Raw genomic sequence first — 16,084 nt, forward strand, 5'->3', positions numbered from 1 at the left:
ATTTTAATATCTTTTTGAATTTTATTTTAAAAACTTTAAATTTAAATATTTTTTATTTTAATATCCTATTTTTCTTTAAATTTCTGTTTGATTATAGTAAAATTATTTTAATTAAGTTTTTTTTAATATTTTTTATAATTTTAACTTAAGATTTAAATAGTATAATTTATTTATATTTATAAAAATAGTTTAAACTTAATATATTAATGATGAAAACTAATATAATATTAATATAAAAATTTTTATTAAACTTAAAATTTAACCTAAATAGGAAATTTTTATAAATAGGTTAAATTAAATTAAATAAGTATTATTTATAAAATGGAGATTAATTGATATTATGTGCGGTATTGTTGGTTGTGTTTTAAAACATAAAAAAGCAGCGCCAATATTATTAGATTGTATTTCTAAACTCGAATATAGAGGTTATGATTCAGTAGGTATTGCTACAGAAAGTAATAAAATCTTTTTTAAGAAAGATAAAGGTAAAATTATTGATGTTAATACTAATCTTGATTTGGCTGATATGGAAGGTCAATGTGGTATTGCTCATGTACGTTGGGCAACTCATGGTGATCCTAATCGTGTAAATGCTCATCCTCATACTGATGAATTAGGTAATATAGCTGTTGTTCATAATGGAATTATTGAAAATCATGCTGAGATTAAAGAACAACTTATTAAAGAGGGGCACGTTTTTAAATCAGAAACTGATACTGAAGTTATTCCACATTTACTTGAAAAATTCATGAAAGAAGGTTCTGATTTAGAAGAAGCTATGAGAAAAACTGTTAAAATTATTAAAGGGGCATATGCAATTGCAGCTATTAGTAAATATGAGCCGAATAAAGTTGTTGCAACTAGGAAAGATAGTCCTCTAATTGTAGGTATTGGGGATGATGAATATTTTGTTGCTAGTGACTCACCAGCTATATTAAAATATGCTAGAAATATAATTTATCCTGAAAAAGGAGAATTTGTAATCTTAACTATGGATGGAGTAGTTGTTAAAGATGAAAATGGTAATCCTATTAATAAAAAAATAGAAACTATTAATTGGACTCCTGAAATGGCTGAAAAAGAAGGTTATGATTACTTTATGATTAAAGAGATTAATGAAGAATCTCAAGCTGTTAAAAACACTTTAACTGAAAAAACTAATATTAAAGCGATTGTTGATGAAGTTAAGGATGATATTAATAGAATAGTCTTTGTTGCTTGTGGAACAAGTTATCATGCTTCACTTACTGGTAAATATTTAATTGAACAATTAGCAGGTATTCCAACTGATGTACTTCTTGCATCTGAATTTAAATATTCTGCAAATACATTAAATGAAAACACTTTAGTTATATTTATTTCCCAATCTGGTGAAACTGCAGATACTCTTAAAGCACTTGATATAGCAAATGAGACTAGTAAAACTTTAGCAATTGTTAATGTTGCAGGATCTTCTGCTACTCGTAGGGCTCAATATGTAATTCATACTCAAGCAGGTCCAGAAATTGGTGTAGCAGCAACAAAAACATATATTTCTCAGTTAATTTCAATATATCTCTTTGCTGGTCTTCTTGCAGATAATCAAGAATTACTTAGTACTATTGAGAAAGTACCTAAATATATTGATGAAATCTTTGAAGATGTTGATTCAATTAAAGAGATGTGTTCTAAATATAAATATGCAGATGACTTCTTCTATATTGGTAGAGGTTATGCATATCCTATAGCACTTGAAGGTGCATTAAAACTTAAAGAGATTACATATATTCATGGTGAAGGTTATGCTGCAGGTGAACTTAAACATGGTCCTTTAGCATTAATTGATGAAGGAATTCCTGTTGTTGTAATTATACCTCCTGGAGATAATTATAGAAAAACTATGAGTAATCTTGAAGAAGTTAAATCTCGTGGTGCAGATGTTATTGCAATAGGTCCAAAAGGAGATAATATTTTAGAGAAAAAAGCAAGTGATGTTTTCTTAATAGATGAGAATATTCAAGATATTATTTCACCACTAGTATATATTATTCCACTTCAATTATTATCATATTATATGGCTTTAGAAAGAGGTTATGATCCAGATAAACCTAAAAATTTAGCTAAATGTGTTACTGTGGAATAAATAATTTGTTTAAAGATTTTTCTACTTTTTGTAGAATTTTTTTTTTATTTTTTTTAGCTATTTTTTATTTTTAAAGAATATTTTTATAGCTATTTATTTTATGTTTTTTTTTAGTTCCTTAGTGTAATGGTAATCATACGAGACCCTGGATCTTGTGATGGCGGTTCGACTCCGCCAGGAACTATACCTATTTTATATTAATTTTTTTAGTATATTGGATTTATTTTTTAATCTAAATTTTTATTAATATTTATTAGGTACTAATTTTTTTAATCTCAAAATATTTAATAATAATAAAAAGTAAATATTTCTTATATTATTTCAATTTAATTTATTTTTCTTAATATTTTGTGTATTTTATTCATTTTATATGTGAGAATATGGTTAGTGTAAAAACAATCTTTAAAAATTCTAGTTGGATGATGGGATCTCAGATTATCACAAATTTATGTGCTTTTTTCTGGACTATATTAATGGCTAGATATTTAGGTGCATCTGTTTTTGGTATTTTATCATTTGCTATTTCATTATCTACATTAGTTGGTATTTTAATGGATTGTGGTACACAAACATATATTGTACGTGCAATTTCAAGGGATTCTTCTTTAACGAATAAGCTATTTAATGAAACAATTCCATTAAGATTAATTTTAAGTGTATCTGTAATTTTAGGTACTGTTTTAGTTCTGTTTTTAACTGGGAGAAGTAGTGATGTAATTAATGTTAGTTTTATAATGTTATGTCAATATGCTTTTCTAAGTATGAATGGATTTTTTTATGGTCTTTTTCAAGCATATGAAAAAATGGAATATCAATCTATTGCAGGGGTTATAAATTCTGTAATATTACTTATTATTGTGTTTTTAGTAATCTATTTTAATTTAGGTTTATATGGAATGGCTTTTGGCTATTTAATTGCTATAATATGTGCATTTTTATATATTTACTCTAGAATAGATAAGATTAATATTAAACCAAATTATTCATTTGATATTAATTTTTCTAAAAAAATATTAAAATTAGCATTACCTTTTGGTTTAATTAGTGTTTTTTATTCAATATACTTTACAATAGACATGACTATGTTACAGTATTTATCTACTGATGCTGCTGTAGGATTGTATAATGCTGCTTATAAGATAATATCTATTCTTACAACATTTTATGCAGTATATCCTCAAGTTATATTTCCAGTTATGAGTAAATTATTTAAAAATTCTAATGAATTACTTAAATTTTCTTATGAAAAATCAATTAAGTATTTATTATTAATTATATTACCAATATGTGCAGGTATCATTGTATATGCAGAACCTTTAATGGTTCTTATTTATGGTAAAGGCTATATTGGTACTGGTGCTATTGTAACTATATTAGTATTTACAATACCATTTTTATTTGTTAATGGTACTTCAACTGTAGCTTTAAATTCTTCTAATAATGAGATGTTAGTTACTAAAACATATGCTTGTGCTGCATTATCTAATGTTATTTTAAATTTAATATTAATACCAAAATATTCTTATTTTGGTGCAGCTTTTGCAACAGTAATTAGTGAAATTATTATTACTATTATAATGTTCTGGGAAACTTCAAAAGCAGATTATGCTCCAGGATGGATTGTTGTTAAAGATTTAATTAAATTACTCTTTGCAACATTTATAATGTTTGGAGTATTATATTATCTTAAACTTAATATAGCATTTGGAATTATATTAGGGGCTATTATATACTTTGGAATATTATATCTTATTAGAATCTTAGATTCTGATGATAAAAAAATTATTAGAATTATTTTAAATAGAGAATAAATTTAATTTATCTCTTATTTAACTATTTTTAGTTTTTATTATTGTTTTTTAGTTTTTTTAGCTATTTTTTACTTTTTCATTGTTTTATTTTTTGTTTTTTAGTTTTTATTTTTAAGTTCAGTATTTTATTCATATTTATCTATTTTTCGTATTATTTTATCAGAAATATTTTATTTTTATTTAGCTATTTTTTATATTATTTTTTCAAAAATTATTTATTAATTTATTTACAAAATTAATTCTAGATTATATTTTTTTTAATTAATTTATTCTGTTTACGGAGTTTGAATATGGATGTCTTAGAATTTTATGGTGGAGTAGATGAAATTGGTGGAAATAAGATTAAATTAAATCTTGATAATACTTCACTACTTTTAGATTTTGGTATGAGTTTTAAACAATATAGTAAATATTTTGGAGATTTTATTAATCCAAGAAAAGCTAATGGTATTGGGGATTTTTTTGAGCTTGGTTTAATTCCTAAAATTAAAGGAATATATCGTGAAGATTATTTAAAGCATATGGGTTTAAATTTTGAGGATAAACCTGCAGTTAATGGATTATTATTATCACATGCTCATGCAGATCATGCAAATTATATTACTCATTTAAGGTATGATATTCCATTGTATATGAGTCTTAATTCTAAGATTATTCTTGAAGTTATTGATGAAACAGGTGCAAATAATAGTTTTAGTGATATTTGTTCATATAAAAAACAATTTGAATATTATTTAAATAAAAAAGGTACCTATTCTCAATTAAAAAGTCCTAAAAATCTTTTAAAAAGAAAAATCAATGTATTAGAACCCTATGAAAATACTACTATTGGAGATTTAAATGTTCAACTTGCTCCTGTAGATCATTCTTTACCTGGTGCTAGTGCATTTCTTATTGAAGGGAATGATAAAAAAGTAGTATATACTGGAGATTTACGTTTCCATGGTAGAAATAGAGAATTTACTAAAGGTTTTGTAAAAGAAGCTAAAAGATTTTCACCAGATATTTTAATATGTGAAGGTACACGTATTAATAGTGAATATTATAATAGTCAACATCCTCATAAAAAGATTCTTAATGTAGAAGAAGATATTGAGAAAAAGGCATATGATGATATTAATGATTTTAAAGGACTTGTTATTGTAAATTTCCCTTTAAGAGATTTAGATAGATTAATTACATTTCATAATATTGCAAAAAGTACTAATAGAACTTTACTTATTAGTATGAAACAAGCATATATTTTAAAACGTATTGAAGAAGAAAATTCAGAAAAAACTATTTATCCAAAAATTGATGATGGTAATTTAGGTATATATATTCCACGTAAAGGTTCAGGTCTCTTTCCAAATAATTCATATGTATCTTATGAAGGTGATTGGAAGTATCCTACTGAAGATGAATATATTAAAGATTATTCTAAATGGGAAAGAGAATTTCTTGATGATGAGGAATATAATATTTACACTTATAAAGATATTCAGGAAAATGAAAATCAATATATTATAAGACTTGATAATTTTTCATTTTTAGAATTAATTGATATTAAACCTAAAAGTGCAGTTTATCTTCATTCTACAACAGAACCATTTAATGAAGAAATGGAAATGGACTTTGAAATTACTCAAAATTGGTTGAATCATTTTAATATTCCAATTTTAAAGCATTATCATTTATCTGGTCATGCAAGTGGTCCTGAACTTATTGATATGATATGTGAGATTAATCCAGATGTTTTATATCCAATTCACACAGAACATGCTGAATTATATGATGTTTTAAATCATTTTGGAATTGAAGTTATTCATCCTAAAAACTTAATTGATTCTTTATAATTTAGTTTTTTAATTTTATTTGAAAACATTTTGGAATTGATTTTATTCATCTTAAAAATTTAGTTTTTTTAATTTTATTTGAAAATTATTTTAAGTACATTTTATATAATATGTATAAATGATTTTGGTTTCATATAATTTAGTTTTTTTTATTTTTATTTGAAAATTATTTTAAGTACATTTTATATAATAAATGTAGGTGATTTTATTTTAAATGTTGTTTTTGCTTCTGATAATAATTATGTTCCTTATTTGTCTGTATGTATGATTTCTTTATTAGATAATAATTCTAAAGATTTCGATAAAATTAATATTTTTATTCTTGATGATAATATTTCTAATGATAATAAAAATAAATTAGAATCTATTGTTGAAAATTATAATGCAAATATTAATTTTATTAATGTTAATGTTATTGAAAAAGTTGAAGGTATTCCACCTATTATCAGAGATAATGTATCATCATTTACAACTTATTCTAGATTATTTATTCCATCATTACTCCCAAAGAGTATTGATAAGGTTTTATATTTAGATTGTGATTCTTTAATATGTGGATCTTTTAAAGAGTTATGGGATTTAGATATTAAAAATTATTCATGTGCTACAGTTTATGATCAATATACTACAGGAAGTAAATTTATTAAAGAATTATTTAATTTAAATCAGGATGGAGATTATTATAATGCAGGATTTTTATTGATTAATTTAGAATATTGGAGAAAAAACAATATTGAATCTAAATTTTTAAATTTTTTAGTAGAAAATAAATCTAAATTATTATGGCATGATCAAGATGTTATAAATGCTGTATTAAAAGATACAATTTTACCAGTTGATCTTAAATATAATTTAATGTCCTGTTTACATGAATTAAGTTTTGATTCTGTTAGAAAATGGCAAGCTCTTTGGAAATTTTATGATAAAGATGTTGTGAAAAATGCTCAGAAAAATCCAGTTTTTCTTCATTTTGCATGTATTCCATTTCTTAGACCTTGGATTAATAGTAATTCAAAATATTATGAATTATATAAAAAGTATGCATCTTTATCTCCATTTTATAATGTAATATTTAAAAATAATGATTTTTCAAATTATGAATTATTTAGATATAAAATTTATAATTCCTTTTTAATGGGTTTGATTCTTTCAATTTTACCTATGAATTTCTGTATTAAAATGAAGTATAATAGACAATCTAAAGAGTATAAAAAAATTATGGAATCTAGAAATAATTAAATATTAATTCTGTATTAAAATGAAGTATAATAGACAATCTAAAGAGTATAATAAAATTATGGAATCTAGAAATAATTAAATATTAATTAAAATTATTTTTTATATATTTTTAAATAAATTATTTTTACCATTTTAATTATATAATATTTTGTTCAAAATATTTATATAAAAATTTAATAATATATAATTTATAATATTAAAGTGATTTACTATGTTTAATAAAATTGAAGTTTATGTAATTGCTCATAGTCCTGAGGAAATTAAAACTATTGAAGAAAATGATATTTATAAACCATTATTTGTTGGTAGAAATGGTCAAGATAACTTAGGATTTTTAAGTGATGATAAAGGAGATAATATCTCTAATAAAAATTCTGCTTACTGTGAACTTACTGGACTTTATTGGATGTGGAAAAATTTTGATGCAGATATTATTGGTTTAGTACATTATAGACGTTATTTTGCTAAAAGAAAATATGGTAAACGTTTAGAAAAAGAAGATTTAGATGAAATCTTTAAAGATTATGATATAATATTACCTAAAAGAACAACATCTCTTTTTGATAATGTATATGAAGATTATGCTCATTGGAATTATGCTAAAGATTTAGATTTATCTAGAGAAATAATTAAAGAAACCACTCCAGAATATTTAGATAGTTTTGATAAAGTAATGAAAGGTAATTCTTTATATTATTATAATATGTTTATTGCTCCAAAAGAGGTAATTTCAGGTTATTGTGAATGGATTTTTCCAATTTTATTTGAACTTGAAAAAAGAGTAAATCTTGAAGGATATGATTCTTATCAACAAAGAATTTATGGATTTTTAACTGAAAGATTATTTGATGTATGGATGGATAAACAAAATCTTAAAGTTAAAGAATGTGATTTAAAGGTTATTGGAAGAAGATTAAATATTCATATGTGGATTGCTAAACGTTGGATAACTAGAAAAGTATATAAAAATATTTATGTTGGACTTCTTCATAAAAGTAAAAAAAGATAGGTGTATAAATTGTCAAAAAATGTTCAAATTTATGTAATAAGTCATAAAGAAGTTGAAGATATTTCTTCTGATAATTTATATACTCCTTTATTTGTTGGTTCTAAAGGTAAAAAAACTCCAATTGATAGTAATGGTAATAAATATCAAATAGATGATTCTGGAGAGAATATTTCTAGTAGAAATCCAGATTATGCAGAACTTACTGGACTTTATTGGATGTGGAAAAATTCTAGTGCAGATATACTTGGTTTAGTGCATTATAGACGTTACTTTATGAATAATAATCATAAAATAAATAAAGAAGAAATTCTTAGCTATTTAAATGATTATGATATTATTCTACCTAAAAAAATAGAACTTCTTAAAGGATCATATGGTGAAACATATAAAGATTCTTACTTAATTCATGTTTTAGATGTAACACGTGATGTAATTAGTAAAAAATATCCTGATTATTTGGATACTTATGATGAAATTATAAAAGAGGATTCTTTTTTTAATTTTAACATGTTTATAATGAATAAAGATTTATTAAATAATTATTGTACTTGGTTATTTACAATTTTAAAAGATGTAGAACATCAAGTTGATTTAACTATTATAAAGCGTGTTTTAGGGCTTGTTTCTGAATTAATTTTTAATGTTTGGATTAGAAAAAATAATTTAAAAATAAAAGAATTAGAAATTAAATATATTGGAACAGGATTAAATTTTAGAATGTCTTTATCAAAAAATAATTTTTTACGTTATTTATATCGTAAATTCTATTTTAAGCATGTAAAAAATGTAGAAAATAGTAAATTAGAAAATTTTATTCAAAATTTATTTTTTAAATAATTTAAGTGATTATTATGTATAAAATTTCTGTTATTGTTCCTATTTATAATCGTGAAAAATATTTAAATCGTTGTATTGATTCTGTTATTAATCAAACAATAGGTTTTGAGAATATTGAATTATTTTTAATTGATGATAATTCTACAGATAAATCTAAAAGCATTATAAAGAGTTATGGGGATAAATATGATAATATTAAATGTTTTTATTTTAGTAAAAATAATGGAGTTCCCGGTCCTTTAAGAGATATTGCATTAGATAATGCTACAGGTAAATATGTCATGTTTTTAGATTCTGATGATTATTATAAAGATAATTTCTGTGAGGTCATGTTTAATGCAATTGATGGGACTAAATTTAATATTGTAGAATCAAAATTTAATATTGAACTTTATAATGCTAAAGATGATTTTAAAAATTATTCTGTTAATCCTTTAGAAGATAAAAATATTTTATTAGATATTTGGATGTGGAATAAAATTTATAGAAAATCTTTTATTGATAAATATAATATTCGATGTTTAAATATATTATTTGAGGATGTTTACTTTATTTTAGAATGTTATTTCAATAATAATAGTAATGTTAAGTTTTTACCTAATTATTGTGGATATTATCATGTTATACATGATTATTCTAATGAAAAATCTTTATCATATGATTTTGATGAAAATAATTTAGTTAAACTTATTGATGGTTTGAAGTTTAATATTGATTATATTAAAAATTCTAATTATGAATTTGTGTTACCTAATATTGTTTGTCATTGTCTTATTGCTATTTTTGTTATAGTTATAGAATATAATTTTATTCCTAAAAAAGTAGCTAATTATGTTATTGATATTAGTGATTATGCTGGTGTTGAATTAAATTTTGATGAAAAATGGGCACAAATGTTTTATAATACTTGCATTAAAAGAAAATATTGGCTAATTAATTTATTTTATAAAATTTTATCTGTATATTTTACTTCAGATTTTTTAAAAAAATTACATAGAAATAAGCTTTGATTTTATATTTTTATAATTTTTATATTTTTATTATATTTTTTAAGTTTTTTACATATCTCATTAATTTCTTTATCTGTAATATTTGTAAAATTTTGTAATTTTCTATTTAATAATTTATATTTGCTTTCACCTATATTATGGATTTTAAATATTTCAACATTATAATTTGGATATTTTGAAATAAGTTCGGATATTTTATTTATATTATCTTTTTTCATTGTATATTCCTTATTTATTGGAATCCTAAAAGTAATATTTTTAATATTAGAATTGCTTATTATTTCTAAATTATTATAATATAAATTGATATTTCCATTTAATATTGTTTTAGCTTCTTTTTCTGTTAATATTTTTATATCTATAAATATTTCGTCTATATATTTTATAGCTATTTTAAGCAGTTTTGAAGGTATTTGGAGGGCTGTTTCAAAACAAATATTGATATTTTTTTCTTTTAAATTATTAAGTAATGGTTTTAATTCTTTTATTTGAAGTAGAGGTTCTCCTCCTGAAAAAGTGACTCCTCCATTGTTTTTTGAATAGTATATTTTATCTTTTAATATTTCTTTTTCAAGTTCTTTTATACTAATATCATATCCAAATTCTTTTTTTAATCCTTTTTCAGTATATTTTTCAATATTATAATTTATAGTTTCTGGATTACAGCACCATGGACAATTTAAATTACATCCTTTTAAAAAAATAGTAGTTCTAATTCCTGGACCATCTTGTAATGAAAAGTGTTGTATATTTGTAATTCGTATTGTCATTTTATCCCAAAATTAAAATTAGTAAAATAAATTAAATATTTATTTTACCTTCATTTTTAAGTGCTCTTTGAATTAATAAATCTTTATAATTTAATGGTAAATCATTATAATATGCACTAAATCCCCAAACTCTTACTATTAAATTTTGATATAATTCCGGATTTGCTTTTGCTTTTATCAATGTTTCACTATCAGTAACATTCATTTGCATTTGAAAAAATCCTAAATGTATACTTAAATCTAAAAAATCTACGAATTTCTCAAAATTATCATTATGAAATTAGGTGATGCCATTAAATCAACTACATTCCCATTAATTTTATTATCATTATAATTAAGTTTTGATGCAAATCTCATTATACTTGTAAAATCATTATTTGAATCAGAAGATATATTTGTTGAAAATGGTTCATAATTTAATCTACCATCAAATGATGCAGTTATTTCTTCTCCAGCACTAATGTAAGATGGTGCACTTAATCCAAATTTAATTCTTCCACCAAATTTATTTGGAGTTTTATTAAGTAATTCTCCTAAATAATTAATGATTGAATTAGTTAATTTAATTACTTCTTCATTATCTTCTCCAAAGTGTGGTTTAAGACCTTTTAATTCAGCAAGTATTATACTTTCATTTTCAAAATTATTTTTACGAATATTATTTAATTGAATTAAAGTATATTTTTTATTTTCAAATACTAATTTTTTTAAATTTATTAGACTGTTAACTGTATTTGCAAGAGAAACAGTTGTAATTCCATAATTATTGTATTTAGCTCCACCTTTTGAGATATCTATTTGTTCTTTATTACAGTCATCAATAAATAATGATAATAGGGGATCTTCATCCCAAGTAATATTATTCAAGAATTCAACTAAATTTTCAGTATCTTCTTTTAAATATTTTTTATATAAATTAAATAAATCATCGAAATTTTTAATTTCATTTATTTTTTATCAGATAATGTATCAAATATTCTGTTTAATGGTTTTAAAAATGATATGAAGTTAATATTATTTTGTTCAATACCTTTTCCAACTGCTGAAGGTTCCCAGCATGCAGATACTACATAGTTATATGCATCTTTTTCATCATATCCAAATTCAATCATTTTATTAATTATTTCTTTATCATTAGATAGTAATGGACTACCTATTCCTGTATTAATTGTCATTAATGATTCCTTAAGTAATTTTTTAGGCATATCTTCATTAACTCTTAATAATATTTTAGGATCAGGTATTTGAAGATCACGTATTGCTTTAATAAAAAAATAGGTTAAATCATTAAAGAAATAATGTTTTTTTCCATTTTTTAAATCGGTTCCTCCTAAAATAATGATTTGACCAGTGTCTCCCATTAATGCAGCACTTTTGAACCAATAATAAGTATGTAGTGTTTTTAAAAAACTTTTAATTATGTTATATGCTTCTTTTTTACTTATAATATTGTTTTTTAAATCAGAATAATATAATTCATTTAATATTTTATCAAGTCTTCCAAGACCATTTAATCCATGTCCTGTTTGCCATAATAATTGATTAATAAGTAAAATTCTTTGAAGACCTTCTTCAAAAGTAGATGCTTTTTCTGTTTTGAAGTTTTCTAAATATTTAATATATTTTTCTTTATCATTTCTTTCTGATTTTTTAATTTCAATTATTTCTCTATCTATTAAAAGTTCAATGCCTTCAAGTAATTCTTTCTCATTTTCAACATAAACATGATTAGTAATGTCAATATTGTTAAAGTATTTTTTATAATCATTTAGACTATAATTTAGCACATGTGCATAATTAATTGAAATATTATCAATAGTCAAACCAGTTTTACTTAAATTTTTTAATTCATCAATTGAAAATATAAATCCTTCTTTAGGTATTATAATATTGATGTTTTTTATTAAATCTTTTATTTGAGTTCCTTTATCTTTTTTGGAATCAGTAAAATAAATTTCTTTAATATTTTTTATTAAGTAAACACCTGCTTTTTTTGGATTTTTATATTTTCTATTCAATGTTCTAAAAAGAAAAATTAATTTAATAATTTTTTTTCCTAATTTTGTATTATCTAATTTTTTATAGATGACTTTTGAAATATTTTTAATATTTTTATTCATAATTTATTTCCATTTTTATGCTTTAACCTATTATTTTATATTTTATCAAATATATTTTTAATTTCATTGTATTTGATAAAAATTCAATATAATTATATATTTCTATTTTTATAATATAATCTATGAATTTTAAAAGGGAATTATTAAAAAGTGATGCTGGTTATAGTAATCTTCAAAGATATTTAGTATATTTATCTTCTTTTATTTTGTTTATTTGTATGTTTTTACAGTTCTGGATTGATGTAAAACGTTCTAATTTTGATTTTGCTATAGCTTTAGGTGTTTTCATTATATTTTATTTGTATATTGTATCAAAGGACAGTGTGAAGTTTTCTCCTAAATCTAGTAGACCTGATGCAATATTTGCAAGTATTATGACTTTGGTTTTATTAATTGTTACTGTTTTAGTATTTTCAACAAGTAGTTTAATTAATTTAAGCTTAGTTCTTATTGCTTCAATTATTAATTTCATTGTTTTTATTCCACATAGTTTAAAGTAGTCTTTTATAGATTATTTTCTTGTTAAACTATTTTTAAAATTAATATACTTATTTTATTACTATTTTTATTGAATTAATTATTTTATAAAATATTTAAAAAATCATTTTTTGTTTAATTTTTTTTCAGTTAATCTTTATATTTATTTAATTTATTTTATATTATTTATTTATATATTCTTGAATTCTTTAAATTTTATTTAATATTGTTTATTTTTTTTAAAAAAGTCTAGACAAATTTCTAATTTTATTTTAATTTCTAATTAACTGATTAAATTTATATATTATAAAGATATACATAAATAATATAATTTAAAATTAGTTTAATTATTATGTTGTGTTATAATGTCATTTTTCAAGGTTTCATATAAGTATATCCCTTCTATTCCTTTTTCAAATATTTCTAAAAGAATTCCAAAAAGGAGAATTGCTTTTATTGATGAACTACGTGCATTAAGTATAATGTCTCTTGTTCTTATTAATACTTCAACATTATTAAGTCATAAAGGTGTTTTTACTTATGAAGAATATGTTTTATTTTCAACTATGGCTTTTGGTGTACCAATATTTTTAATGCTTCTTGGAACATTAATGTTAGAAAGAGATTATTATGATGATATTCCAAAATTTCTTAAAGGTAGGTTTATGCGTATTGTCCTTCCATTTTTATTATGGAATACAGTTATTGCTCTTGTTTATACTTATTATCATGGTAATTTAACTTTTAATCTTGCTGGTTTATTGGCATTTTTTAAAACATTTGGTCTTCAACATTGGTATGCTTGGATGTTAATTGGTATTTATTTATCTTTACCTATATTTAATTCATATATTAAAGATACTAAAGTTGGTGGTGCTAAATATTTCTTAATATTATCATTTCTAGCTGTAATGATTTATCAAGCTTTAGATATTTTTAATACACATACTTACTTTAATTTAACATTTTTCATTGGTCCAATAATATATTTATTCTTAGGATATTATTTAGATCATAAAGAGTTTGATTTAAGTTCTAATAAATTAATTTTAATTGGTTTATTATTATTTTTATCTACAACTGCATTTATTATCTATTTTGATGTATTTCATAATGGATTTCAAAGAACAGTTTTCTTACATCATTATAACTTTTATACACGTTCTTATATGGATGTAAGTTTAGTTGTTATACTTCAAGCTGCTGGTGTATTTATATTTTGGAAATATATTAACTTTGATACTACTAAAGGTTTTTTTAGAAAATTTGCATTATTATTTAAAAAACCATTAATTAGTGTTGGTATTAAATCTATAAGTAGATCCTGTTATGGTATTTATTTAACTCATCAGACTATGTTACTTATAATATTCCTTCTTGTTGATGTTAATTATTTTAATGCTTATTATTGGACTTTTATATTAGCATTTCTTACATTTGTCACTAGTTGGGGCTTAATAACAGTTCTTAGAAAATTAGGAGTTCCAGGTTATTTCATTGGTTATGATTAATTTCATAATCTTTTTTAATCTTTTTAATGTATTTTTTGATTTTTTATCTATTTTTTCTGATTTTTTTGAGGTTTTTTGTTTTTCATTATTTTTTAGGTTCTGTTTGTTTTGTTTTTTGTTTTTTCATAATTTTTTTTTAAATCTTAATTTTTTATTTAATTAAAATCTTTTTATTTTTATTTAATTTTAGTTTAGAATAATTTAAATATTTTAAAGAATAAAATTATATTAAATTTATAACTTTTTAAAAATTTTAATAATTTATTTAAAGGTTATTTTTATTTATATGATATTTTGTTTTTATTTGGAGTTATATTATGAATTTTAATTTTAAGGAATTTTTAGTAATATTTTTTAAGGGAATATTTATGGGTTCTGCTGATATTGTTCCTGGGGTATCTGGTGGAACAATTGCATTGATTACTGGGATTTATGAGCGTTTAGTTCATGCTATTAGTAGTATTAATTTTACTTTTCTTAAACCTTTAATTAAAGGTGATTTTGCTGAGTTTAAGTCTAGGTTGTTTTATGAGATTGATTTTGCTTTGTTTATTCCTTTGCTTTTAGGTATTGGTGTTGCATTTTTGACTTTGGCAAAGCTTATAACTTATTTGCTTGATATTCAGACTGCTTATACTTTTTCATTCTTTTTAGGTTTGATTTTAGCTTCTGCTTATGTCTTATATGAAAAGCTTGATGGTTTGAATTTTAAGTTGATTGTTGTTACTGTTATTGGGATTGTTTTAGCATATCTTTTTGTAGGTTTGAATCCTATTGCTGCAAATCATAGTTTGCCTGTTTTATTTGTTTCTGGTTTGATTGCTATTTGTGCTATGATTCTTCCTGGAATTTCTGGATCATTTTTATTATTACTTCTTGGTCAGTATCAGTATATGTTAAATGCTTTGAATAATCTTAATATTGTTGAGATTCTTGTATTTGTTGTTGGTGCTGTTATTGGTATTTTAGGTTTTTCTAAAGTCTTAAATTATTTACTTGAAAATCATGAATCTGTTACAATGGCATTTTTAATTGGTATTATGCTTGGATCATTAAGATTACCTGTTATTAAAGTTACTACAACTCTTACTGGTTCTTGGATTTTATGTATTGTTCTTGCTATTATTGCATTTGTTTTAATTGTAGTAATGGAGAAAAAATTCCACTATATTGAAGATTAATTTCTTTAATATTTTTAATTCTTTTTTTATTTTTATGATTATTTTTTAATTCTCTTTTTTAGCTTATTTTTATGATTTTTATTTTTTTTATAAGTTAAATTCTTTTTTTTAAATTATATTATTTTAAATAGTTTTTTTATAAGTTTTAAATTAATTTATAAG

The 16,084-nt window shown here is 22.0% G+C and carries 14 protein-coding genes; 10 read left to right on the top strand and 4 right to left on the bottom strand.

Annotated features, from left to right (window positions below; all coding sequences use genetic code 11):
- The first annotated feature begins 340 nt into the window (after positions 1 to 340).
- The 7 genes from glmS (at position 341) to BGI41_RS02015 (ending at position 9,863) form a co-directional block, all read left to right on the top strand.
- Positions 341 to 2,122: a glutamine--fructose-6-phosphate transaminase (isomerizing) gene (gene glmS / locus BGI41_RS01985; protein WP_088538572.1), complete on the top strand. Its 1,782-nt coding sequence runs from the start codon at positions 341 to 343 to the stop codon at positions 2,120 to 2,122.
- A gap of 380 nt (positions 2,123 to 2,502) precedes the next feature.
- Positions 2,503 to 3,933, top strand: a complete 1,431-nt coding sequence (locus BGI41_RS01990; RefSeq protein WP_088538573.1) for a flippase — start codon at positions 2,503 to 2,505, stop codon at positions 3,931 to 3,933.
- Positions 3,934 to 4,223: 290 nt separating this feature from the next.
- Positions 4,224 to 5,768 (top strand): MBL fold metallo-hydrolase, encoded by a 1,545-nt coding sequence (locus BGI41_RS01995; RefSeq protein WP_088538574.1) that lies wholly within the window; start codon positions 4,224 to 4,226, stop codon positions 5,766 to 5,768.
- Between the two features lie 159 nt (positions 5,769 to 5,927).
- Positions 5,928 to 7,007, top strand: a complete 1,080-nt coding sequence (locus BGI41_RS02000) for a glycosyltransferase family 8 protein (protein WP_088538575.1) — start codon at positions 5,928 to 5,930, stop codon at positions 7,005 to 7,007.
- Between the two features lie 211 nt (positions 7,008 to 7,218).
- Positions 7,219 to 8,016: a DUF4422 domain-containing protein gene (locus BGI41_RS02005; RefSeq protein ID WP_088538576.1), complete on the top strand. Its 798-nt coding sequence runs from the start codon at positions 7,219 to 7,221 to the stop codon at positions 8,014 to 8,016.
- A 9-nt stretch (positions 8,017 to 8,025) separates the two neighbouring features.
- Positions 8,026 to 8,853 (top strand): DUF4422 domain-containing protein, encoded by an 828-nt coding sequence (locus BGI41_RS02010; protein WP_158211958.1) that lies wholly within the window; start codon positions 8,026 to 8,028, stop codon positions 8,851 to 8,853.
- A 14-nt stretch (positions 8,854 to 8,867) separates the two neighbouring features.
- Complete coding sequence (locus BGI41_RS02015; RefSeq protein ID WP_088538578.1) at positions 8,868 to 9,863, top strand: glycosyltransferase family 2 protein; 996 nt, start codon at positions 8,868 to 8,870, stop codon at positions 9,861 to 9,863.
- A 2-nt stretch (positions 9,864 to 9,865) separates the two neighbouring features.
- On the opposite strand, the gene BGI41_RS02020 is transcribed toward BGI41_RS02015, so the two are convergent.
- The 4 genes from BGI41_RS02020 to BGI41_RS08635 are packed head-to-tail and all read right to left on the bottom strand — an operon-like array spanning position 9,866 to position 12,753.
- Positions 9,866 to 10,633: a radical SAM protein gene (locus BGI41_RS02020; RefSeq protein ID WP_088538579.1), complete on the bottom strand. Its 768-nt coding sequence runs from the start codon at positions 10,631 to 10,633 to the stop codon at positions 9,866 to 9,868.
- Positions 10,634 to 10,664: 31 nt separating this feature from the next.
- Entirely contained in the window at positions 10,665 to 10,844 is a 180-nt protein-coding gene (locus BGI41_RS02025; RefSeq protein WP_233126296.1) for a glycine radical domain-containing protein, read from the bottom strand.
- 38 nt (positions 10,845 to 10,882) lie between these two features.
- Positions 10,883 to 11,584, bottom strand: coding sequence for a pyruvate formate lyase family protein (locus BGI41_RS08630; protein ID WP_088538581.1), 702 nt, complete (start codon positions 11,582 to 11,584; stop codon positions 10,883 to 10,885).
- On the bottom strand, positions 11,581 to 12,753 hold the full coding sequence (locus BGI41_RS08635) for a pyruvate formate lyase family protein (RefSeq protein WP_088538582.1): 1,173 nt from the start codon (positions 12,751 to 12,753) through the stop codon (positions 11,581 to 11,583). Before BGI41_RS08635 ends, BGI41_RS08630 begins: the two co-directional genes overlap by 4 nt.
- A 122-nt stretch (positions 12,754 to 12,875) precedes the next feature.
- Here BGI41_RS08635 and BGI41_RS02040 point away from each other — a divergent pair, with 122 nt between their 5' ends.
- The 3 genes from BGI41_RS02040 (at position 12,876) to BGI41_RS02050 (ending at position 15,922) form a co-directional block, all read left to right on the top strand.
- Positions 12,876 to 13,253 carry a hypothetical protein gene (locus BGI41_RS02040; RefSeq protein ID WP_088538583.1) on the top strand — a complete coding sequence of 126 codons (378 nt, stop codon included), beginning with the start codon at positions 12,876 to 12,878 and terminating at the stop codon, positions 13,251 to 13,253.
- Positions 13,254 to 13,595: 342 nt separating this feature from the next.
- A complete protein-coding gene (locus BGI41_RS02045) occupies positions 13,596 to 14,741 on the top strand; it encodes an acyltransferase (RefSeq protein ID WP_088538584.1) in 1,146 nt (381 codons plus the stop codon).
- A gap of 368 nt (positions 14,742 to 15,109) precedes the next feature.
- Entirely contained in the window at positions 15,110 to 15,922 is an 813-nt protein-coding gene (locus BGI41_RS02050) for a DUF368 domain-containing protein (RefSeq protein WP_088538585.1), read from the top strand.
- Positions 15,923 to 16,084: the final 162 nt, after the last annotated feature.

The organism is Methanobrevibacter sp. 87.7 (genome assembly GCF_002208625.1).
In the GTDB taxonomy this organism is placed as follows: Archaea; Methanobacteriota; Methanobacteria; order Methanobacteriales; family Methanobacteriaceae; genus Methanarmilla.

What these genes read in the sequence shown, in the direction of transcription:
- glmS (WP_088538572.1), top strand. Translation starts at nt 341, where the DNA reads ATGTGCGGTATTGTTGGTTGTGTTTTAAAACATAAAAAAGCAGCGCCA.
- BGI41_RS01990 (WP_088538573.1), top strand. Translation starts at nt 2,503, where the DNA reads ATGGTTAGTGTAAAAACAATCTTTAAAAATTCTAGTTGGATGATGGGA.
- BGI41_RS01995 (WP_088538574.1), top strand. Translation starts at nt 4,224, where the DNA reads ATGGATGTCTTAGAATTTTATGGTGGAGTAGATGAAATTGGTGGAAAT.
- BGI41_RS02005 (WP_088538576.1), top strand. Translation starts at nt 7,219, where the DNA reads ATGTTTAATAAAATTGAAGTTTATGTAATTGCTCATAGTCCTGAGGAA.
- BGI41_RS02015 (WP_088538578.1), top strand. Translation starts at nt 8,868, where the DNA reads ATGTATAAAATTTCTGTTATTGTTCCTATTTATAATCGTGAAAAATAT.
- BGI41_RS02020 (WP_088538579.1), bottom strand. Translation starts at nt 10,633, where the DNA reads ATGACAATACGAATTACAAATATACAACACTTTTCATTACAAGATGGT.
- BGI41_RS02025 (WP_233126296.1), bottom strand. Translation starts at nt 10,844, where the DNA reads ATGCAAATGAATGTTACTGATAGTGAAACATTGATAAAAGCAAAAGCA.
- BGI41_RS08635 (WP_088538582.1), bottom strand. Translation starts at nt 12,753, where the DNA reads ATGAATAAAAATATTAAAAATATTTCAAAAGTCATCTATAAAAAATTA.
- BGI41_RS02040 (WP_088538583.1), top strand. Translation starts at nt 12,876, where the DNA reads ATGAATTTTAAAAGGGAATTATTAAAAAGTGATGCTGGTTATAGTAAT.
- BGI41_RS02045 (WP_088538584.1), top strand. Translation starts at nt 13,596, where the DNA reads ATGTCATTTTTCAAGGTTTCATATAAGTATATCCCTTCTATTCCTTTT.
- BGI41_RS02050 (WP_088538585.1), top strand. Translation starts at nt 15,110, where the DNA reads ATGGGTTCTGCTGATATTGTTCCTGGGGTATCTGGTGGAACAATTGCA.